The sequence below is a fragment of the Pseudonocardia sp. Ae331_Ps2 genome, assembly GCF_001932405.1.
Lineage (GTDB): Bacteria > Actinomycetota > Actinomycetes > Mycobacteriales > Pseudonocardiaceae > Pseudonocardia.
On the sequence record NZ_MCIM01000001.1, the window covers coordinates 1,857,153 to 1,877,013 of the forward strand.

23 protein-coding genes are annotated in these 19,861 nt (G+C 74.8%); 13 read left to right on the plus strand and 10 right to left on the minus strand.

Features of this window, described 5'->3' with window-relative positions; all coding sequences use genetic code 11:
• Positions 1 to 11: 11 nt before the first annotated feature.
• Both Ae331Ps2_RS08780 and Ae331Ps2_RS08785 read right to left on the minus strand, forming a co-directional pair.
• Complete coding sequence (locus Ae331Ps2_RS08780; protein WP_075309583.1) at positions 12 to 749, minus strand: SDR family oxidoreductase; 738 nt, start codon at positions 747 to 749, stop codon at positions 12 to 14.
• A 414-nt stretch (positions 750 to 1,163) separates the two neighbouring features.
• Positions 1,164 to 2,177: a cupin domain-containing protein gene (locus Ae331Ps2_RS08785; protein WP_083696222.1), complete on the minus strand. Its 1,014-nt coding sequence runs from the start codon at positions 2,175 to 2,177 to the stop codon at positions 1,164 to 1,166.
• Between the two features lie 134 nt (positions 2,178 to 2,311).
• On the opposite strand from Ae331Ps2_RS08785, the gene Ae331Ps2_RS08790 reads away from it, so the two are divergent.
• The 3 genes from Ae331Ps2_RS08790 to Ae331Ps2_RS08800 are packed head-to-tail and all read left to right on the plus strand — an operon-like array spanning position 2,312 to position 4,008.
• Positions 2,312 to 3,175: an NmrA family NAD(P)-binding protein gene (locus Ae331Ps2_RS08790; RefSeq protein ID WP_075309579.1), complete on the plus strand. Its 864-nt coding sequence runs from the start codon at positions 2,312 to 2,314 to the stop codon at positions 3,173 to 3,175.
• Positions 3,172 to 3,591 (plus strand): DUF1772 domain-containing protein, encoded by a 420-nt coding sequence (locus tag Ae331Ps2_RS08795; RefSeq protein ID WP_075312671.1) that lies wholly within the window; start codon positions 3,172 to 3,174, stop codon positions 3,589 to 3,591. Before Ae331Ps2_RS08790 ends, Ae331Ps2_RS08795 begins: the two co-directional genes overlap by 4 nt.
• Positions 3,592 to 3,600: 9 nt before the next feature.
• Entirely contained in the window at positions 3,601 to 4,008 is a 408-nt protein-coding gene (locus Ae331Ps2_RS08800) for a hypothetical protein (protein WP_060713987.1), read from the plus strand.
• A gap of 66 nt (positions 4,009 to 4,074) precedes the next feature.
• Here the strand turns inward: Ae331Ps2_RS08800 and Ae331Ps2_RS08805 are convergent, their stop codons facing one another.
• Both Ae331Ps2_RS08805 and Ae331Ps2_RS08810 read right to left on the minus strand, forming a co-directional pair.
• Positions 4,075 to 5,538 carry a peptide MFS transporter gene (locus Ae331Ps2_RS08805; RefSeq protein ID WP_020622318.1) on the minus strand — a complete coding sequence of 488 codons (1,464 nt, stop codon included), beginning with the start codon at positions 5,536 to 5,538 and terminating at the stop codon, positions 4,075 to 4,077.
• Between the two features lie 72 nt (positions 5,539 to 5,610).
• Positions 5,611 to 6,600 (minus strand): Gfo/Idh/MocA family protein, encoded by a 990-nt coding sequence (locus tag Ae331Ps2_RS08810; RefSeq protein WP_075309577.1) that lies wholly within the window; start codon positions 6,598 to 6,600, stop codon positions 5,611 to 5,613.
• Between the two features lie 128 nt (positions 6,601 to 6,728).
• Between Ae331Ps2_RS08810 and Ae331Ps2_RS08815 the strand changes: the two genes are divergently transcribed.
• Entirely contained in the window at positions 6,729 to 7,139 is a 411-nt protein-coding gene (locus tag Ae331Ps2_RS08815) for a VOC family protein (RefSeq protein ID WP_020622320.1), read from the plus strand.
• A gap of 55 nt (positions 7,140 to 7,194) precedes the next feature.
• On the opposite strand, the gene aroQ is transcribed toward Ae331Ps2_RS08815, so the two are convergent.
• From aroQ to Ae331Ps2_RS08830, 3 genes are read right to left on the minus strand one after another with little or no spacing between them, the layout of a single operon-like run.
• A complete protein-coding gene (gene aroQ / locus Ae331Ps2_RS08820) occupies positions 7,195 to 7,668 on the minus strand; it encodes a type II 3-dehydroquinate dehydratase (protein ID WP_198932352.1) in 474 nt (157 codons plus the stop codon).
• 4 nt (positions 7,669 to 7,672) lie between these two features.
• A complete protein-coding gene (locus Ae331Ps2_RS08825) occupies positions 7,673 to 8,341 on the minus strand; it encodes a response regulator transcription factor (protein WP_075309575.1) in 669 nt (222 codons plus the stop codon).
• Positions 8,338 to 9,540 (minus strand): sensor histidine kinase, encoded by a 1,203-nt coding sequence (locus tag Ae331Ps2_RS08830; RefSeq protein WP_170918306.1) that lies wholly within the window; start codon positions 9,538 to 9,540, stop codon positions 8,338 to 8,340. The genes Ae331Ps2_RS08825 and Ae331Ps2_RS08830 overlap by 4 nt, the downstream gene beginning before the upstream one ends.
• Positions 9,541 to 9,707: 167 nt before the next feature.
• Between Ae331Ps2_RS08830 and Ae331Ps2_RS08835 the strand changes: the two genes are divergently transcribed.
• The 3 genes from Ae331Ps2_RS08835 to Ae331Ps2_RS34185 all read left to right on the plus strand — a co-directional run bounded on the left by Ae331Ps2_RS08835 (position 9,708) and on the right by Ae331Ps2_RS34185 (position 11,124).
• On the plus strand, positions 9,708 to 10,220 hold the full coding sequence (locus tag Ae331Ps2_RS08835) for a DUF1707 domain-containing protein (RefSeq protein ID WP_083695370.1): 513 nt from the start codon (positions 9,708 to 9,710) through the stop codon (positions 10,218 to 10,220).
• A gap of 102 nt (positions 10,221 to 10,322) precedes the next feature.
• The gene (locus Ae331Ps2_RS34180; RefSeq protein WP_075309571.1) at positions 10,323 to 10,646 is read left to right on the plus strand and encodes a helix-turn-helix transcriptional regulator; all 324 of its coding nucleotides are present in this window, start codon (positions 10,323 to 10,325) and stop codon (positions 10,644 to 10,646) included.
• Entirely contained in the window at positions 10,639 to 11,124 is a 486-nt protein-coding gene (locus Ae331Ps2_RS34185) for an SRPBCC family protein (protein WP_075309569.1), read from the plus strand. Before Ae331Ps2_RS34180 ends, Ae331Ps2_RS34185 begins: the two co-directional genes overlap by 8 nt.
• A gap of 96 nt (positions 11,125 to 11,220) precedes the next feature.
• Here the strand turns inward: Ae331Ps2_RS34185 and Ae331Ps2_RS08850 are convergent, their stop codons facing one another.
• Entirely contained in the window at positions 11,221 to 11,721 is a 501-nt protein-coding gene (locus Ae331Ps2_RS08850) for a DUF1992 domain-containing protein (RefSeq protein ID WP_075309567.1), read from the minus strand.
• Positions 11,722 to 11,794: 73 nt separating this feature from the next.
• Here Ae331Ps2_RS08850 and Ae331Ps2_RS08855 point away from each other — a divergent pair, with 73 nt between their 5' ends.
• From Ae331Ps2_RS08855 to Ae331Ps2_RS08865, 3 genes are all read left to right on the plus strand, one after another.
• A complete protein-coding gene (locus tag Ae331Ps2_RS08855) occupies positions 11,795 to 12,451 on the plus strand; it encodes a nuclease-related domain-containing protein (RefSeq protein WP_075309565.1) in 657 nt (218 codons plus the stop codon).
• Positions 12,452 to 12,509: 58 nt separating this feature from the next.
• Positions 12,510 to 14,672 (plus strand): chorismate-binding protein, encoded by a 2,163-nt coding sequence (locus Ae331Ps2_RS08860; RefSeq protein ID WP_083695373.1) that lies wholly within the window; start codon positions 12,510 to 12,512, stop codon positions 14,670 to 14,672.
• 105 nt (positions 14,673 to 14,777) lie between these two features.
• Positions 14,778 to 15,695 (plus strand): alpha/beta hydrolase, encoded by a 918-nt coding sequence (locus Ae331Ps2_RS08865; protein ID WP_075312665.1) that lies wholly within the window; start codon positions 14,778 to 14,780, stop codon positions 15,693 to 15,695.
• 63 nt (positions 15,696 to 15,758) lie between these two features.
• On the opposite strand, the gene Ae331Ps2_RS08870 is transcribed toward Ae331Ps2_RS08865, so the two are convergent.
• Positions 15,759 to 16,607, minus strand: coding sequence for an alpha/beta fold hydrolase (locus Ae331Ps2_RS08870; RefSeq protein WP_075309563.1), 849 nt, complete (start codon positions 16,605 to 16,607; stop codon positions 15,759 to 15,761).
• Between the two features lie 57 nt (positions 16,608 to 16,664).
• Here Ae331Ps2_RS08870 and Ae331Ps2_RS08875 point away from each other — a divergent pair, with 57 nt between their 5' ends.
• The 3 genes from Ae331Ps2_RS08875 to Ae331Ps2_RS08885 all read left to right on the plus strand — a co-directional run bounded on the left by Ae331Ps2_RS08875 (position 16,665) and on the right by Ae331Ps2_RS08885 (position 19,094).
• On the plus strand, positions 16,665 to 17,129 hold the full coding sequence (locus tag Ae331Ps2_RS08875) for a MarR family winged helix-turn-helix transcriptional regulator (protein WP_075309561.1): 465 nt from the start codon (positions 16,665 to 16,667) through the stop codon (positions 17,127 to 17,129).
• A gap of 65 nt (positions 17,130 to 17,194) precedes the next feature.
• Entirely contained in the window at positions 17,195 to 18,082 is an 888-nt protein-coding gene (locus tag Ae331Ps2_RS08880; protein WP_075309559.1) for an alpha/beta fold hydrolase, read from the plus strand.
• A gap of 1 nt (position 18,083) precedes the next feature.
• A complete protein-coding gene (locus Ae331Ps2_RS08885) occupies positions 18,084 to 19,094 on the plus strand; it encodes a TIGR03617 family F420-dependent LLM class oxidoreductase (protein WP_075309557.1) in 1,011 nt (336 codons plus the stop codon).
• A 59-nt stretch (positions 19,095 to 19,153) separates the two neighbouring features.
• Here Ae331Ps2_RS08885 and Ae331Ps2_RS08890 read toward each other — a convergent pair whose 3' ends face one another.
• Complete coding sequence (locus Ae331Ps2_RS08890) at positions 19,154 to 19,558, minus strand: transglycosylase family protein (RefSeq protein WP_283160294.1); 405 nt, start codon at positions 19,556 to 19,558, stop codon at positions 19,154 to 19,156.
• Positions 19,559 to 19,861: the final 303 nt, after the last annotated feature.

The window sequence follows — 19,861 nt, forward strand, 5'->3', positions numbered from 1 at the left end:
CGAGACGATCCTCAGCCGCGGGCGAGCCAGGGCATCGTCGTCGCGGCGATCGTCAGGAACTGCACGTTCGCCTCCAGGGGGAGGCCGGCCATGGAGACCACGGCGTCGGCGACGTGCCGGACGTCGAAGGTGGGCTCGGGCCGGACCGAGCCGTCGGCCTGCTTCGCGCCGGTGGCGATGCCCGCGGTCATCTCGGTGGCCGCGTTGCCGATGTCGATCTGCCCGCAGGCGATGCCGAACGGACGGCCGTCGAGGGAGAGCGACTTGGTCAGCCCGGTGATCGCGTGCTTGGTGGCGGTGTAGGGCGCGCTGCCCGGCCGGGGGACGTGCGCGGAGATCGAGCCGTTGTTGATGATCCGGCCGCCCTGCGGGTCCTGTCCGCGCATCGCCCCGAACGCCGCCCGGGCGCAGAGGAACGAGCCGGTGAGGTTGACCGCGACGGCCGCGTTCCAGTCGTCGACGGAGATCTCGTCGACGGTGCCGCCCGCGCCGAACGTGCCGGCGTTGTTGACCAGCAGGTCGACCCGACCCCAGCGCTCGTGCACCGCCGCGAACAGGGCCTCGACCGACCGGGGGTCGGTGACGTCGGTGGGGACGACGAGCGTCCCGTCGCGGCCCGCCGCGACCTCGGTCAGTGCCTCGCGCCGACGACCGGCCAGCGCGACCCGCCAGCCGGCGTCGAGCAGACCGCGGGTCACCGCCTTGCCGATGCCCGACCCGGCCCCGGTCACCACCGCCACACCGCTCATGGGCCCACCCTGCCACGGCCCCGGCCGGTGCCCCCGGACGCAGATCGTCACGCGGCCGGCTCGGTCGACGGCACCTCGGGCTCTCTCCGGTCGTCTCGCGCCCGCACTAGAGAGCCGCAGACGACCCGAGCGCGCGGGCACACGTAGCGCCCTCTAGCCCTGTCTCGGATCAGTCCGAGAGAAGCGCAGACGAGCACATCGACCGTCGATCCAACTCTGTACCGCTCTCTCGTCCATGAGCTAGACAGCCCCATACGGCGGCATCGACACGCGCACATGCCACCGCATACCGCCGTCTAGGACGGTCGCGAGAGATCCGGATACGAGACGATCGACTCGATGCACTGCTCCTCTCCTGGCGGCGTCGTCGCAGCGTAGCAGGCCTGTGTCGAACGTGTGTGCGAGGGTCCGGGGTCAGGTTCGGAAAGCGGCCAGGGCATCGGCCGTGCCTGCGAGCCCGTGTCGGCGCACCCGTCCGGCGGGTTCCCCCACGACGCGGGCGAAGGCCCGCGCGAACGCCGCCTCGGAGCGGTAGCCGAACCGGTGGGCCGCCTGCGCCACCGTCCCACTCCCCCCTGACAGGAATTCGGCGGCCGCGTGCATCCGCCACCGGGTCACGTAGCTCATCGCGGGCTCGCCGACGAGCTCGGTGAACCGGGCGGAGAACGCCGAGCGCGACATGGCCGCCGTCGCGGCGAGCGCGGCGACGGTCCAGTCCCGCTCCGGCTCGCGGTGCACCGCGGCGAGCGCGCGACCGATCCGGTCGTCGGCGAGCGCCCCGAGCCAGCCGGTGCGGGTGGCCGCGTCGGCCTGCAGCCGGCCGCGCACCGCCTGCAGGACCAGGACGTCGGCCAGCCGGGTGATCACCGCGTCGCTGCCGGGGCCACCGTGCTCGACCTCCGCGGCCAGCAGCCGCAGCGTGTCCTGCACCCGGTCCCCGATCGGCGACGGCTCGACCCGGACGAGGTCGGGCAGGCTCGCGACGAGGTCGCCCGCGGCGGGGTGGGAGAACCGGACCGCGCCGCACACCATCCGGGTCACCGGACCGTCGCCGCCGTGCCGGAGCAGGGCGTAGCGCCCGTCGAGCATCGGGTGCGGGATCGACCGGATGTCCGGAGCGAGCACGCCGGGCGCGCTGCGCAGCGCGTGCCCGGTCCCCCGCGGCACGACGACGAGCTCACCGGGCCGCAGCTCGCGGTCGGTCCCGCCCGCCGTCCCGCCGGCAGCGCCGTCGGCAGCGCCGTCGACGGTCAGCCGGCATCCGCCGGAGGTGACGACGTGGAACCAGAGACAGCCCGGCGTCGCCGGCAGCGTCATCCCCCACGGTTCGCCGAGCTCGGAGCGGCAGTAGAAGACGCCGTCCATGCGCAGCACGTGCAGCGCCTCCCCGAGCGGGTCGGCGGCCGGGAACGGCGGCGCGGTGGACACGGTGCACAGCATGACAGTTCGTCCACAGCTCATCCCCAGCTGTGGACGGATGAGCATCATCTGTGGACACACAGCCATTCTGCGTCCGCTCGTCGGCGGTAATCGTGGACGGACACCGACGAGAGGAGTTCGACATGATCACCGTGCTGGGGGCGACCGGGAACGTGGGAGCACAGGTCGTCCGGGAGCTGACCGCGGCCGGGGTGGACGTCCGTGCCGTCGCCCGCCGCCCGGCCGTCGCCGCGCCGGGGGTGCGGCCGTGGCCGGGCGACCTCGGCGACCGGGCGTTCCTGCGCCGGGCGTTCGACGGAGCGGCCGCCGCCTTCGTGCTGCTGCCCTTCGAGGTCACCGCGCCCGACCACGCCGCCCACCAGGCCCGGCTCGGGGAGTCCGTCGTCGCCGCGCTGCGCGACGCGGCCGTGCCCCGGGTCGTCGCGCTGAGCTCGCTCGGGGCGGAGGTCCCGGGCGGCCCGGACCTCGCCGTGACCGGCTACCTGGGCAGCCTGCACGACCAGGAGGCCCGGGTGGCGACGCTCGACGCCCACGTCACCCGGGTCCGGCCGGGCCTGTTCCTGGAGTCGTTCCTGTGGTCGCTCGCCGCCATGCGGGCGCACGGGGTGCACGCGGACTCCGTGGACCCCGACGTCGCGCTGCCGATGGTCGCCACCCGCGACGTCGGACGGGCCACCGCCGCGGCGCTGCTCGCCCCGGACGCACCGGAGGTCGTCGAAGTGCAGGGCGCGGCGGACCGGACGGTGCCCGAGGTCGTCGCCGCGCTCGGGCCCGCGCTGGGCCTGCCCGACCTGACCTACGTGCGCGTCCCGGACGAGGAGATGGAGCAGCTGCTGCGCGGGGCCGGGATGCCGGCGGACGGGGCGCGGCTGCACGTCGCGATGAACCGGGCGTTCAACCGCGGGGAGATCCGCGCGCACGAGCCGCGGGGCGCCGTCGACGACGTGCTGACCGTCGAGCAGTGGGCGGCGGGGGTGGCGGGATGACCGGGTTCCTCGACGGCGCCGCCGCCACCGGGGCGGGTCTGCTCGGCGGGATCTACCTGGCGTTCTCGGTCGCGGTGCTGCCCGCCCTGCGCCGTCGTCCCGCGGCGGAGGCGGTCGCGGTGATGCGCGGGGTGAACCGGGCGATCGTGAATCCGCTGTTCGGGACACTGTTCGCCGGCACAGCGCTGCTCGCCTGCGCGGTGACGGTGGCCGGGGTGCTCGGCGGGCAGCCGCTGCGGATCGCCGGCGGGGTCGCGGTGCTGGCCGGCTTCGTCGTGACCGCCGCGGTGAACATCCCGCTCAACAACGCCCTGGAGCGCGACGGCGACTGGGCCGCCTTCGCCCCGCGCTGGAGCGCCGCGAACCACCTCCGGGGAGCGGTCTCGACACTCGGCGTGGCCCTGCTGCTGCTCTGAGTCGAACGTGTGTGCGACATCTCGGGGACCCGCCTGGCGCCGGCCGGGGAGGGCGGGGCACGCTGGTCGCCGCGCCCGCTCCCCCGGGTGCGGACCGGCCGTCGTCCGCGACGGCTCCGCGACGACGACCGGGGGAGCATGAACATCCACGAACGACAGCGACTGGCCGCCCTGCGCACCGACCGCGAGACGGTGCTCGCCGCCGCGGCGGCCCTGCGACACGAGGCCGTGCAGGCGCACTACGCCGGGCTCAGCCGTCCCGAGATCGCGTTCGGGCTGGCCTCGGTGCTGGAGATGCTGGCGCTGCGGATCGCCGACCAGCCCCCGGACATCCGCGCGCACGTCGTGCGGATCGCCCGGGAGATGGCCGGCGACACGATGGACTCACCGACGGTCCGGCGCACCCGTCGTCGGTGACCCACCGGAGTTGTCCACAGGGCTGTGCACAGCTGGGGACGGATCGAACCGGTGTTCGATCAGGACCTAGCGGACGCCCTCCATCAGCACCTTCAGCTTCGGCACGAGCGCGACGACGACGAGGCCGACCACGATCGCCGTCACGCCGGTGATGCCGAAGTAGGCCGCCTCGGCGGCCTCGCTGTAGAGCTCGGCCAGCAGGCCGGAGAGCACCGTGCCCATCGAGACCGACAGGAAGAACAGCGCCACCATCTGGGTCTGGAACGCCTGCGGCGCCAGCTTGGTCGACAGCGACTGCCCGACCGGGGAGGTGAACAGCTCCGCCAGACAGAACACCAGCAGGATCCCGACGAGCGCGAGCAGCGGCGTGCCGTTCGCCCCGGTGCCCGCGAACGGCACGAACAGCAGGACCGCGAAGCCGATGACGACGGTGCCGATCGCCATCTTCATCGGCGACGACGGCTGGCGCGGCCCGAGCACGGTCCACACCGTCGCGTAGACACCGGCGAGCAGGATCACGAAGACCGGCTCGATCGACTGGGCCCAGGTCACCGGCATCTCCCAGCCGAGGATCGTGCGGTCCAGACGCTTGTCGGCGTAGATGGTGAGCACGGTGAAGATCTGCTGGAAGATCGCCCAGAACATCACCGAGGCGAGCCACATCGGCACGAACGCCAGCACCCTGCGGCGCTCGACGCGGTCCACCTTGGGACTGGTCAGCATCAACGTGAAGTAGGAGACGGTCGCGACCAGGACGATTCCGAACACGATCCACTTCAGCCGGTCGGCGGTGATCACGTCGGTGGCGATCAGGACACCGATGACGACCAGCAGCACGACCGCGCCGATCCCGGCCCGGGTCCGGGTGGCGGCCGGGAGCGGGTTCGGGACGACCCAGCCCGACGCCGGGAGCGCGCGCCGGGTGAACCAGTACTGGACCAGTCCGATCGCCATGCCGATCGCGGCGGCGCCGAAGCCGATGTGGAAGCCCCACGTCGACTGCAGCACGCCGGTGAGCAGCGGCCCGCTGAAGGCGCCGATGTTGACGCCCAGGTAGAAGATCGAGAACCCGGCGTCGCGACGGTCGTCGCCCGGGCCGTAGAGCGAGGCCAGGATCGTCGAGGCGTTCGCCTTGATCCCGCCGCTGCCGAACGCGACCAGCACCAGGCCGACCGCGAGCCCGGCCGCACCGGGGACCAGGGCCAGCGCGATGTGTCCCGCCATCACCGAGACGGCGCTGCCGAACAGCACCCGCTCGGGCCCGAAGAGCCGGTCGGCGGACCAGGCCGCGAGGATCGTCGAGAGGTAGACGGTGCCGCCGTAGGCGCCGACGATGCCCGCCGCCACCCCTTCGTCCAGCCCCAGGCCGCCCTGGGTGGCCGAGTAGTACATGTAGATGAGCAGGATCCCCTGCATGCCGTAGAAGGAGAACCGCTCGAACATCTCGACGCCGAAGAGCGTCGCGAGCTGGACGGGGTGGCCGAGAAAGGTCCTCTCCCGGCGCTGGGGGGTGGTCGTGGTGTCGGACACGCCGTTCGGTCTACTCCGCGGCGCAACGATCGTAAAGCGCGTGACCGGTGACCGTCACCGCATCGCGACCCGTCAGAGGGACGCCGGCCCCTCTTCCGGGATCATCCCGATCCGGTCCGCCACGGCGGCCATGACGTCCTGGACGGCGACGGTGTCCGCCAGCGGCATGACCGGGCTCTCCGTCTCCCCCGCCGCGACCCGCCGGGTCACCTCCTCGATCTCGTGGCTGTAGCCACGCCCGGTGGCCGGCAGCACGAGCTCCTCCGGCTCGGCGCCGTGCCGGTGCACCACGATCCGGTCCGGGTGGTGGAACCGCGGCGGCACCTCGATCCAGCCCTCGGTGCCGATCACCCGGGCCGAGCCGGGCATCGCGCACTGCAGGCTGACCTGCAGCGCGGCGCTGCGGCCGTCGGGCCAGCCGAGCAGGATCGACTCCTCCAGGTCCACACCGGACGGGGTGAGCGCGCCGCTCGCGGCGACCGTGCTCGGGCTGCCGAGCATCATCTGGGCGAAGGAGACCACGTAGACGCCGAGGTCGAACAGGGCACCGCCGCCCAGCTCCGGGGAGAAGAAGCGGTCGTCGTCGGCGGTGCGGTTGCGCACCCCGAGGTCGGCCTGCACGGAGCGGACCTCACCGATCGCGCCCTCGGCGACGAGCTCACGCAGCCGGACGACGGCGGGGAAGAACCGCGTCCACATCGCCTCCATCACGAACACCCCCCGGTTGCGGGCGGCCGCGGCGATCTCGCGGGTCGCGACGGAGCTGACGGTGAACGCCTTCTCCACCATCAGCGCCTTGCCCGCCTCGATCGCGGCCAGGGCGATCGCCCGGTGCTGCGGGTGCGGGGTCGCGACGTAGAGGACGTCGACGTCCGGGTCGTCGAGGATCGCCCGGTACCCGGTGTGCACCCGCTCGATCCCGTGCCGGCGGGCGAACTCCGCGCCGCGTTCCGCGGAACGTGACGCGACGGCGACGAGCTCGGCGCCGGGCACGTGCGCGAAGTCCGGCGCGACGGCGTCGGCGATGCGGCCCGGACCGATGATTCCCCACTTCACGCTCATGGCCCCGATCCTGCCCGGCCCCGGCGGGAAGTTCCCGGCGGCCGACCGATGAGTCCGGTCACCGCGCGCGGTCCACCCCTTCGAACGGCACCGGAACCCCCGGAGCCAGATCCACACAGGAGCCCGCGATGCCGAACATGATCTTCGTCAACCTGCCGGTCGCCGACCTCGCCGCGGCGAAGGCCTTCTACTCCGCGCTCGGTTTCGGGCTGAACGAGCAGTTCTCCGACGAGCGCACCGCCTCGTTCGTCGTCAGCGACGCCATCGTCGTGATGGTGATGACCCAGGACCGGTTCCGGGAGTTCACCGAGCAGCCCGGCGTCGCCGACCCGCGGACCGCCCGTGAGGTCATCAACGCCTTCGGCGTGGACAGCCGCGACGAGGTCGACCGGCTGATCGAGGCCGGTCTGGCCGCCGGCGGCACCCTGTCCGGCAAGACCGAGGACCACGGCTTCATGTACGGCCGCGGCATCGACGACCCGGACGGCCACCACCTCGAGTTCGTGTGGATGGACCCGTCGGCCGTCGCCGGGGAGTGAGCCCGGTCGGTCCTCCGCCGCGCGCGGGGTGCGGCGGCAGACCGACCAGCACGAGTCAGACCGCGCGCAGCGGGCGCACCTTGCGGACGAGTCCGTCGATCGCGAGCGCGTAGCCGTCGATGCCGAACCCGACGACGATCCCGGCCGCCACCGGCGAGACGAACGAGTGGTGCCGGAAGGTCTCACGACCGTGCACGTTGGAGATGTGCACCTCGACCGTGGGGAGCTCGGCGCCCTCGATCGCGTCGTGCAGCGCGACCGAGGTGTGGGTGTAGGCGGCGGCGTTGAGGACCAGGCCGATCGCGTCGCCGCGCTTCACCGCGGTACCGGCCTCGTGGATCCAGTCGACGAGGACGCCCTCGTGGTTGGTCTGGCGGAAGTCCAGCTCGAGGTGGTGCGCGGCGGCCGACTCCCGGCACAGCGCCTCGACGTCGGTGAGCACGGTCGTCCCGTACACCTCCGGCTTGCGGGTCCCGAGCAGGTTGAGGTTCGGGCCGTTGAACACGAAGACGGTGGTCACACCCGTGATCCTCTCAGCCGCGCCAGCCGGGGCGGACCAGGCCCGACTCGTAGGCCAGGACGACCAGCTGCGCGCGGTCCCGCGCACCCAGCTTGGTCATCGTGCGGCTGACGTGGGTCTTCGCCGTCGTCGGACTCATGTGCAGGCGGGCGGCGATCTCGTCGTTGGACAGCCCGGCCGCGACCTCGGCGAGGACCTCCCGCTCGCGGTCGGTGAGCTCGTCGAGCCGGACGGTGCCGTCGGGGCCGCCCCGCGAGCGCGCCGCGAACTCGGCGATCAGGGTGCGGGTGACCGCCGGGGCGAGCAGGGCATCCCCGCTGTGGACGACCCGGATGGCGTGGATGAGGTCGGCCGGTTCGGAGTCCTTGACCAGGAAGCCGCTGGCACCGCCGCGGATCGCGTCGAAGACGTAGGAGTCGTCGGTGAACGTGGTCAGGACGACGACCCGGGTGCCGGCGAGGTCCGGGTCGCCGGTGATCTCCCGGGTCGCGGTGATGCCGTCGGTGCCGGGCATCCGGATGTCCATGAGCACGACGTCCGGGTGGTGGTCGCGGACCGCGGCGACGGCCTGCGCGCCGTCGGCGGCCTCGGCGACCACGTCCAGATCGGGCTGGGAGCCGAGCAGCGCGCGGAACCCGGAGCGGACGAGCGCCTGGTCGTCGGCGAGCAGGACACGGATCACCTGTCGGCTCCCGGGGTCGTGGGGTGGTCGGCGGCGGGGCCGGCCGGGGGTGCGGGCAGGTGGGCGTGCACCCGGAACCCCTGCTCCGGGCCCGGCCCCGCCGCCGACGCCCCGCCGACCGAACGCGCACGCTCGCGCATGCCGGTCAGCCCCGTGCCGTCCACTGCGCCGGGGGCGGGGCCGGCACCGTCGTCGTCGACGGTCAGGTCCAGCGCGTCGTCGCCGAACCGCAGCGTGACCACCGCGGTGCCCGCCCCCGCGTGCCGACGCGTGTTGGTCAGCGACTCCTGCACGATCCGGTACGCGGCCAGGTCGACCCCCGTGGGCAACGGCCGCGGGGTCCCCTCGGTGGCGCGCCGCACCGGCAGCCCCGCGGCACGCACCTCGTCGAGCAGCGCGTCGAGCCGGTCCAGACCGGGGGTGGGCGCACGCGGGGCCTGCTCGTCGACCCCACGCAGCACCCCGAGGGTGGAGCGCATCTCGCGCAGCAGGTCGCGGCTGGCCCGCTTGATCTCGGTGAGCGCGGTGCGGGCCTGCTCCGGATCGTCGTCCATCAGGTAGAGCGCGACCCCGGCCTGCACGTTGATCAGGGAGACGTGGTGGCCCAGCACGTCGTGCAGCTCCTGGGCGATGCGCAGCCGTTCGGCGTCGGCGTTGCGCCGACGTTCGGCCTCGGCGGCCCGCCGGGCCTGCGCCGTGCGCTCGCGCCGCACCCGCCACAGGGCACCGGCCGCGACGAGCGCCGCCAGCCAGGCCAGCACCGGGGCGGTCGCCGGCCACGGGATCGGCCGCCCGGTCACGAGCAGCCACCCGGCCAGCACCGCCGCCGCGACGACCACCACCGCGAGGGCCCGATGGTGGTGCCCCGCGGCGACCGCGGACACCAGCGCCACGGCGAACGCGAACCCCAGCGGCCCGATCAGCGGGTACCCCAGACCCAGGTAGACGACGACGGCGGCCGCGCACACCGCGAGCGCCACGACCCGGTCCAGGTGCCGCAACAGCAGCGCGACCGGCCCCGCCGCGAGGAGCACGACGGCGAGCACGTCGAGCGGGAGCGCCGTCGTGCCCGGGTCCGGGTACCGCGCGTTGCGGGCGACGGTGAACGCCGTCCCGCCCGCGGTGAGCAGGCCGACGACCAGGGCAGGGACGAGGACCCGCGCGATCGGACCCCACCTCGGACGTCGGTCGGCGGGCACGCGGGACACCGTAGACCGGGGAACCGACAGCGGGCGTCGTCCGGACGATGACCGGTGCCCTACCCCCGAGGGAGTACGCGGAGGGGCGCTCCTCCCCCTGTGGGGGCAGCGGGATCGGCGACCGCGGGGGGACGCGCGCGCCCCCCGGCACGGCGACGCTGGCCGTCATGACAGCGACTCCGGACACCCGTCCCGCACCCGGACCGGACACCACCCCGGCACCGGCCACACCGGCCACGCAGGGCCCGGCGACTCCGCTCCGGTCGGACGCCGTGCTCGCCTCCGACTCCGAGCGCGAGCACGTCACCGCCCGGCTGCGGACCGCCGCCGCCGAGGGGCGGCTGACCCTCGCCGAGTCCGACGAGCGGCAGGCCGCCGCCTACGCCGCCCGCACCCGCGACGAGCTCGTCCCGCTGCTCGCCGGGCTGCCCCGCCCGCCGCGGCCGCGGCACCCCCGGCGTGGTCCGCTCACCCCCCGCGCACGGCGCAACCTGCGAATCCACGCCGGGGTGACCGTCGTCGTGCTGCTCCTGCTGGTCCTGGGCGCGGTGCTCGGGCCGGCGCCGCTGTTCGCGCCGATCGGGCCGGCGTTCTGGCTGGGACTGATCCTGTTCGTGCACTCCCGGCGGGCCGAGCGGGAGGTCTCACCGGACGAGGAGCTGCCCGAGGAACTGCGGTGACCGCCGTCGCCGAGCAGGCCGGGCGGGCGGTGCACGTACTGCTCGCGGTCGCCTGGACCGACGACGATTGACAGGCAACCAAATAGTTGCATAATTGGTCGCGTGGCCGACCTGGACGCCGTCTTCCGCGCACTCGCGGACCCGACGCGACGGCGCATCCTCGACCGGTTGCACGAGCAGGGTGAGTCGACGCTCGGCGCGCTGTGCGAGGGGTTGGACATGAGCCGGCAGGCCGTGTCCAAGCACCTCGCGCAGCTGGAGGCCGCCGGACTGGTGACGACCCTGCGGCGCGGCCGGGAGAAGCTCCACCACCTCGACCCGGTCCCCATCCAGGAGATCCACGACCGGTGGATCGGGAAGTTCGAGCGCAGCCGGGTGCAGGCGGTCACCGCCCTGCGCGCGGCGCTGGAGGAGAACGATGAGTGAGCGTCGCTACGTCTACACGACCTACATCCGCAGCACCGCCGAGCAGGTGTTCCGGGCGCTGACCACGCCGGAGTTCACCATGCAGTACTGGGGCGGCGCGGAGCTGACCTCGGACTGGCGCGTCGGGAGCCCGCTGGAGGCGGTCCACCCCGACCACGACGACTTCATCGGCGAGATCCTCGCCGTCGAGCCGCCGCACCGGCTGTCCTACACCTTCACCGGCCGCGCCGAACGGGCCGCGGGGCGGCCGCCGACCGTCGTCGAGTTCGCGCTCTCCCCGTTCGGCGACGAGGCGGTGAAGCTGCAGGTCGTCCACACCGGTTTCACCGACGACGAGCAGGGCGCACGGGACGCCCGCGACGTCGGCGAGGGCTGGCCCGCGATCCTGTCCGCGCTCAAGACGCTGCTGGAGACCGGCCGTCCGCTGGCCTCCCCCGGCCACTTCGCACCACGGACACCGGCGGCGCCTGCCCGGTGAGGCCGCGCCCGGACCTGCTCACCGTCGGCCCGGACCGCCGACCGGGCCCGGCGACGGCCCGGTCCCGGTGGCCGACGGGCGCCGTGAGCGACGGTCTCAGCGGCCGAACAGGCGGGCCCACCAGCCGCGGGACCGTCTTCCGGGCTCCGACCCGGTGCCGGGCCCCACCGTGGCGGGCCGGGCGGCGGCGCGGCGGCGCTCCCGGGCCGCGTGCCACCGCGCGACGACCTCGTCGGCGTCGAGCCTGCGGATCGGGACGCGCGGGCCCATCGGGTGGCGCATGTGGTCGACGACCCGGGAGTTGACCTCCTCGACGTGCTCGCGCACGCGGCGCTCGTCGACGAAGCGGGTGACGGTCTCGTCGATCCGGTCCAGCTCCTTGCGCAGCTGGAGCGACGGCGGGAGCAGCGCGTCACCCGGGACGCCCTCCCGCTCCAGGTAGCCGCGGATCCACCAGTTCTCGTCGACCGGGCCGATCCGTCCCGCGCCGGGCAACGGCTTGCCCTTGCCGGGCAGGTCGTCGAAGTCGCCCCGCTCGACGGCCTCCCGGATCGCCCGGTCGACCGGCGACTCGAACCGCGGGTCCACACCGTTCATGGCTGCACCACCCCACCGCGACGGTACCGGCGGGCACCAATTCCTGTCGGTGCCCGGGTGCACACTCCCGGCCATGACGACGACCTCCTCGACGACACCCACCACCGATCGTTCCCGCGCCCTCGACCTGGCGCGCCACTACCCCGGCCGGCGGGCCGGGCACGTCGCGGCGCAGCAGCGGAGCGCGGGGTTCCCCGACCGCAACTGGCGCCTCGGAGCCGACGGGGAGCAGCGCACCGCGCACCTGCTGACCGCGCTGACCGGGCGGACCCGACGGGACCGGCTGCTCGGCAGGCCCGCGGCGTGGCAGGTCCTGCACTCGGTCCCGCTCGACGGCGGCGCCGCCGATCTCGACCACGTCCTGATCGGACCGCCCGGCATCTGCGTCATCGACACCCGCCACCACCGGGGCCGCTCCCTGCTGCTCGACGGCGAGCGGCTGGTCGTCGCCGGGACGGCCACGGACGCCGTCCCGCGGGCCCGGGCCGAGGCGCAGCGGGTCCGTGAGCTGCTGCTCCCCCGTCTCGGGCCTGCCGCCGCCTCGACGCCGGTCCGCCCGGTGGTCGCGCTGGTCGGGGCGCCGATCCGGGTGCGCCGCTGGCCCGACGACGTCGTGGTCGCCACCGAGGGCGCGCTGGTGCACGCCCTGCGCGGGCTGACACCGGTCCTCGACCCGTGGGAGGTGGACCGGATCCACGCCGTGGCACGGCGCCCGGAGAGCTGGGGGTGAGGCGTGCGCCGGGTCACGGCACCTTCCCCGCGCGGGGGCGGATCAGCATGCTCTCCCGGTGACCTCGACCGCACCGGCCCGGACCGGGCTGCACCGTGTCCCGATCCCGGCGGACGTCGCGCCGTCCGGGGTGGCGGCGGCGGTGCGCCGGCTCGCCCACCGGCCGCGGCTGGTGGCCTTCGGCGGGAGCTGGTCCTGGGGGGCGCTCGTCGCCACCGACCCCGTGCTCACCGCGCCGGCCGGGGCCGACCCGTTCGCCGTGCTCGACGCGCCGCCGCGGTCCGCGAGTCCGCAGGCGACCCCGGGCGCGCCCCGGGACGCGGGGGCGGACACCGGAACCGGCACCGGGACCGACGCAGGGATCGACGCAAGCATCGACACGGCTGTCGGGGGCGGCTGGTTCGGGCTGGTGGACCATGCCCCGCCCGGCGTGCGACCGACGGCGGCGCTGTCCTGGTACCGCGACGTGCTGCGCCACGACGGCGAGCGCTGGTGGTTCGAGGCGCTGGTCGCCTGCGGCGCCCCGCTGCCGGGCCTGCCCGACCACCCGCGCGCGGTGCACCCCGACACCTGCTCGGCCGAGCGCCGGTACGCGCGGCTGTGCGCCGACCTCGCCCGACCGGCGCCGGAACGGACGGCCCGGATCGCGGTCACCCGGTGGCCCGACCGGGACGCGCACCTGGCCGCGGTCGAGCGGTGCGTCACCGAGATCCGGCGCGGCGAGATCTTCCAGGCCAACATCGCGACCCGGCTGGAGGTCCGGCTCGACGGCGACCCGCACGAGGCGTGGGCCCGGCTCGTCGAGCCGGTCGCGCCCGCCCGCGCCGCGCTCGTCGTGACGCCGGAGCGGGCGGCGGTGGGCGCGAGCCCGGAGCTGTTCCTGCGCCGTGCCCGCGGCCGGGTCACCACCGCACCGATCAAGGGCACCCGACCGCGCACCGGCGGCGACGCCGACGACGCCGAACGTGCCCGGCTCGGCGCCTCGGTGAAGGACGCGGCGGAGAACGTCATGATCGTCGACCTGATGCGCAACGACCTCGCCCGGGTGGCGCGGCCCGGCGGGGTGCGGCCGGGGCGGCTGCTCGCCGTCGAACCGCACCCGGGGGTGTGGCACCTGGTGTCGCGGGTGCACGCGACCCTGCGCGAGGACGTCACCGACGCCGACCTGCTCACCGCCACGTTCCCGCCGGGTTCGGTCACCGGGGCGCCGAAGATCCGGGCCTGCGAGGTGATCGCCGACTGCGAGGACGGCGACCGCGGACTGTTCACCGGCGCCGTCGGCGGGGTGAGCCCGCTGGCCGGACTGGAGCTGAACGTCGCGATCCGCACCCTCGACCTCGGCCCCGCCGGGCCCGACGGCAGCCGCACCGGCCGGCTCGGGGTCGGTGGGGGCATCACCGTCGACTCCGACCCGGCGGAGGAGTTCGGCGAGGTCCTGACCAAGGCCGCCCCGGTCCTGGCCGCGCTCGACGGCCCGCCACGGCCGGTCCGGCCGCACGTCGGACGGCCCGCCGACCGGGCCGCGGGCCTGTTCGAGACGCTGGCCTGCGTCGACGGCCGGGCCCACCGGGTCGGCGAGCACGCGGCCCGGCTGCGTCGCTCCTACCTCGCGGTCACCGGCCGCCCCCTCGACGCGCGGGTCGAGGCCGAGGTCGCCGCGGCCGTCGCGGGGGCTGCCGGGCACCACCGGGTCCGGGTCGAGGCGGCGCCGGACGACCCGTCGCGGGTCACGGTGCGCGCGGTCCCCTGGCCCGGGCCGGTCCCGCTCGACGCGCAGGGCGGTGTGGTCGCCGTCGTCGGGCGCAGCGCCGACGGCGAGTCCCACAAGTTCGCCGACCGGCGGTGGCTCGACGCCCACGAGGCCACGACGGCGGGTGGGGACGGCACGCCGCTGCTGTGCGACCCGACGGGGCTGGTGCTGGAGACGACGCGGTCCGCCGTCGCCGCCGTACACCGGGGGCGGCTGTGGGTCCCCCCGCTCGACGGCCGCATCCTCCCGGGCACCGGCCGACGCGCGTTGCTCGACCTGGTGGGCCCCGACGCCGTGCGCATCGCGCGGCTGCCCCTGGCCGCGCTCGCCGAGGCCGACGGGTTCCTGCTGGTCAACGCGCTGCGCGGGGTGCAGTGGGTGCGCCGGGTCGACGGCGACGGCCGCACCGTCGCGCGCTGGGACGGCCCGGACCCGCTGACCCGCCGCCTCGCCGAGGCCCTGCCGGGCTGACCGCCCCGCCCGACCTCGCACGCGTTCCGGACACCTCGTAGCCCCGCGGACCGTGCGAGTCACCACGAGGTGTGCGAGGCCGGCCCGCACCGGCAGGATCGGGTCGTGAGCACCGACCGGATCGCCACCGAGCTGCGCCGCCCCCTGCGCTGGGTCCCGCCGCTCCCGCTGCACCGCCCCCGGTTCCTGCGCCTGCTGCAGCGACTGTCCCGGCGCGGCAGGCCCGCCGCCGTCGACGGGGTCCGGTCGACCACGCATCCGGGCCCGCCGCTGCTGCGCGTGCACGTCCCCGACCACCGCACGACGCCCGCGGCGCTGCTGTGGTTCCACGGCGGCGGCCTCGTGCTGGGCTCCCCCATGATCGACGACGAGCGGTGCGGCGAGCTCGCCGCGGAGCTGGGGATCGTCGTCGTCTCGGTGGACTACCGGCTCGCCCCCGGTGACCCGTTCCCGGCCGCGCTCGACGACTGCCACGCCGGCTGGACCTGGTTGCGCGACGCCGCCGGCCGGCTGGGGATCGACCCGGCGCGGATCGCCGTCGGCGGGGCGAGCGCCGGGGGCTGCCTGGCCGCCGCGCTGGTCCAGCGCCTGCACGACGAGGGCGGCCCGCAGCCGGTCGCGCAGTGGCTGGTCTACCCGATGCTCGACGATCGCACCGCCGCCCGCCGCGAGCTCGACCGGCCCCCGCACCGGGTGTGGAACAACCGCAACAACGAGGTCGGCTGGCACGCCTACCTGGGGCGCCCACCCGGGACCGGCGAGCCCGCCCCGTACGCGGTGCCCGCCCGTCGCCCCGACCTGTCGGGGCTGCCGCCCGGTTGGATCGGCGTCGGCGACGTCGACCTGTTCCACGACGAGGACGTCACCTACGCGCGACGGCTGCGCGAGGCCGGGGTGCCGGTCGAGCTCGACGTCGTCCCCGGCGCCCCGCACGGCTTCGACGGCTGGGGCAAGGGCATCGCGATCGCCGACGACTTCACGGCGCGCTCGGTCGCCTGGCTGCGTGGCGCGCTCGGCGGCTGACCACCCGGCCAGGTCCGGCAGCAGCGCGACCGGCTCGCGGACCGGTTCCGCGGGACCAGACGCCTACCGGCCGAGGAACTCGCCCAGCGCCCGGGCGAACTCCGCAGGACGCTCCATGTTCGGGTAGTGGGCGGTGCCCGGCACCGTCACGAGCCGCCCGTCGGGGACCCGTTCGACGGTGTCGGTGACGATCCGCAGGTGGTCGTCGGAGTCCAGCTCGCCGACGACGCCGAGCAGCGGCACGGCCAGGGCCGGGGCCCGGTCCAGGGCGTCGTCGAGGAAGCCGATCGGCGGCGGCGCGGCCGGGTCCGTGGGCAGGTGGTGGGCGAGCATGTCGACGGCCATCAGCCGGACCTCGGCGAGCACCTCCGGGTCGACCTCGGCCGCCGTCCGGTGCGGTCCGGGCACGAACTCCAGGAAGACCGAGATCCAGCGCTCGGCGTCGAGGTCGAGGCGGGCCTGCTCCCAGCGGGCCAGCCTGTCGAGCATCCAGGGGCCGGTCCAGGTGGGCGCACCGGCACCGGCGCCGCTGAGCACGACCCGGTCGACGAGGTCGGGCCGCTCCAGCGCGGTGTCGAAGGCGGTCCGCGCGCCCATCGAGAGCCCGACCAGCACCACCGGACCGGTACCGAGGTGCTCCACCAGCGCGACGACGTCGTCGTGCGGGCGGTACCCGTCGGGTCCCGGGTCCGACGAGGCGCCGTGCCCGCGCGCGTCCGGGACGACGACCCGGTGCCGGGCCGACAGCGCTTCGCCCTGCCGGGCCCACATGCGGCCGTCGAGCGCTCCGCCGTGCAGCAGGACCAGCGGCGGCCGCCCGTCGGGATGCGGACCGGTGTCGCGGTAGGCGATGCGACCGCCCGGTACGGGCAGGAACCCCGGGACGGTACTCCGGGCGAGAGCGAGGGTCATGACACCTAAGGTGTCATGATTCGGCCGGATTGACAACTAAGGTGTCATACTTGCCGGGTGACCGACATCGACCGGACCGCCGAGAAGCTCGCCGAGGTGTACGTCCTGGTGGGCCCGCTCTACCGGCGGGTGCTGCACGAGGTGGAGGGGATGGCGCCGGAGAACCGGGTGTCCGCCGGGGTGCGGGCGGTCCTCGACCAGCTCCGGCGGCACGGCCCGATGACCGTGCCCGAGATCGGTCGGTCGCAGTCGCTGAGCCGCCAGTTCGTGCAGCGCATGGTGGACGAGGCCCTCGCCGCGGGGCTGGTCGAGCGGATCGACAACCCGCGGCACCGCAGATCCAAGCTCGTCGCCACGACCGCGGCCGGCCGTGCGGTGATCGACGACGTCGTCGGGCGCGAGCACGCCCGACTGCGGGCGGTCGCGGAGCGCCTCCCGGCCGCCGACGTCGACGCCACCCTGCGCGTCCTCGCGACGATGGTCGCCGACCTCGCCGAGGTCGAACCCGGCGGCGGGCATTGACCCCCTCGGCCCCGTGACGCACGATCCGACCGAGATCGACCCCTCACCACTGGCGGTGCCCACGCATGTCCGACACGTTCACCTTCTCCGGCCGCGACGGCACCGCCGTCACCGCCTACCGCTGGCTCCCCGGCGAGGCGGGCGACCCGGTGCGCGGGATCGTCCAGATCACCCACGGCATGGGTGAGCACGCCCTGCGCTACCTCCCCCTGGCCGAGGCGCTGACCGCGCGCGGCTTCGCCGTCTACGCCCAGGACCACCGCGGCCACGGCGCCACCGCGGGCGGGCCCGAGAACTTCGGCCTCCTCGGCGACGACGGCTGGGCCCAGCTCGTCACCGACATCGGGCTGCTGTCCGCGCACGCCCGCACCGAGCACCCCGGCGCCCCGCTGGTGCTGCTCGGCCACAGCATGGGCTCGTTCGCCGTGCAGCAGTTCCTGGTCGCGGACGGGACCCCGCCGGACGCGGTGGTGCTGTCCGGCACCGCGCTGCTCGACCTCATGGAGCAGGGGCTGGACCTGTCGGCGCCGCTGGACCTCTCGTCGTTCAACGCGCCGTTCGAGCAGCGCACCGGCTTCGAGTGGCTCAGCCGCGACCCCGCGCAGGTCGACGCCTACGTGGCCGACGCCCGCTGCGGCTTCGGCATCGACCTGCCCGGCACGCAGGCGATGTTCGCCGCGGGCCGGCCGCTCGGCGACGTCGCCACCCTGAAGCGGATCCCGGGCGGGTTGCCGGTCTACGTCGTCGTCGGGGACGAGGACCCGGTCAACGCCGGGCTGGCCCTGGTGCGGCCGTTGGTCGAGCGCTACGCCGAGGCCGGGCTGCACGACGTCACGCTGAAGGTGTGGCCGGGCGCCCGGCACGAGGTGTTCAACGAGACCAACCGCGACGAGGTCGTCGCGGACCTGCTGTCCTGGCTCGACCGCGTCGTCCCCGGGAAGCGGGACGCCTGAGGTGCGCGTCGACACCACCGGCGGTTTCTCCGCCTCCCCGCTCGAGACCGAGGCGGCCGCGGTCGCCGCGGAGGCCGCGGGCTACGACGCCCTGTCGGTCCCCGAGACCGCGCACGACGCGTTCGTGTCGCTGGCGCTGGCCGCCCGGGCCACCAGCCGGATCCGGCTGCAGTCCGCGATCGCGGTGGCCTTCGCCCGCACTCCGATGACGCTGGCCTACCAGGCCAACGACGTGCAGCTGCTCTCCGGCGGCCGGGTCGATCTCGGGCTGGGCTCGCAGGTCCGCCCGCACATCGAGCGCCGGTTCGGGATGCCGTGGAGCCGGCCCGCCGCCCGGATGGAGGACTTCGTCTCCGCGCTGCGGGCGATCTTCCACGCCTGGGCCACCGGCGACCGGCTGCACCACCGCGGCGAGTTCTACTCCCACACCCTGATGACCGAGTTCTTCTCGCCGGGGCCGAACCCGCACGGGATGCCGCCGGTGATGCTGGCCGCGGTGGGCGAGCGGATGACCGAGGTCGCGGGCCGAGTGACCGACGGTCTGCTGGCGCACTCGCTGACCTCGCCGTCGTACCTGGCGGAGGTGACGCTGCCCGCGCTGCGCCGCGGGCGGGGCCGGGACGACCTCACCGGCTTCGACGTCTGCCTGCCGGTCTTCACCGTCCTGGGCGCCGATGCCGACGCCCGGGCCGTGGCCGAGGCCGGGGTGCGCCGTCAGATCGCCTTCTACGCCTCCACCCCGCCGTACCGCCCGGTGCTGGAGCACCACGGCCGCGGGGCGCTCGCCGACGAGCTCAACGGGCTGTCGCGCCGGCAGGCCTGGGACGAGATGGCCGGCCTCGTCGACGACGACCTGCTGGGCCTGTTCGCCGTCTCCGGGGACCCGGCCACGGTCGTCTCCGGGATCGCGGACCGCTACCGGGACCTCGTCGACCGGGTGTCGCTCAACACCCCCTACGACGCCGACCCCGCCCTGGTGCTCGACGTCGTCACCCGGCTGCGGGCGGCCTGAGCACGCACGACGGCGGCCGGTGACCCAGTCGGGTCACCGGCCGCCGGTCGTGCTGCGTACTACCGCAGGCCCAGCTTCTTGGAGCAGGCCGGCCACGCCTTCCAGCCCTGGGCCTCCAGGACGTTCTCGGCGACGCGGATCTGCTCGGACTTGCTGGCGTTGTGCGCCTTGCCCGACCCACCGAAGGCCTTCCAGGTGGACTGCGTGAACTGCAGGCCGCCGGAGAAGCCGTTGCCGGTGTTGGTGTTCCAGTTCCCGCTGGACTCGCACTCGGCGAGCTTGTCCCACGTCGAGGTGGAGACGGACTGCGTCGGCGCCACGACCGCCGCGGGAGCGACCTGGGCCGAGGTCTCGGGGGCGGCCGTCGCGGGCCCGGCCAGGGCGAGCGGAGCGCCGAACGCCAGGACACCGGCGACGAGAGTTCCGACGAAACGCCCACGGATGGACATGCGAGTGCTGCTCATTGTTGATCACCTGAGGTCCGGACCCACGGCTTTCCGGGCGGGCCGGTCGCGCGGGGAGCGCAGTGCCGGTGTCGACGCGAGGGGACTCGCGGCCCGCGGCCCCGTCCCGGTCCGTGCAGATCGACTGGCCGGGGACCGCGGGACGGGGCCGTGGTGGCGTGGGCGGTTCCGGCGCTTCGGTGCAGCCCGGTCCAACGGACCGGAGCGACCACGAAGGTCGCCGACCGGCCGAGATCAGGTCAAGCGGATGACCGGTGACGTATCACACGACGATAACGGCGCAGCACGTCATCGCAGCTCAGA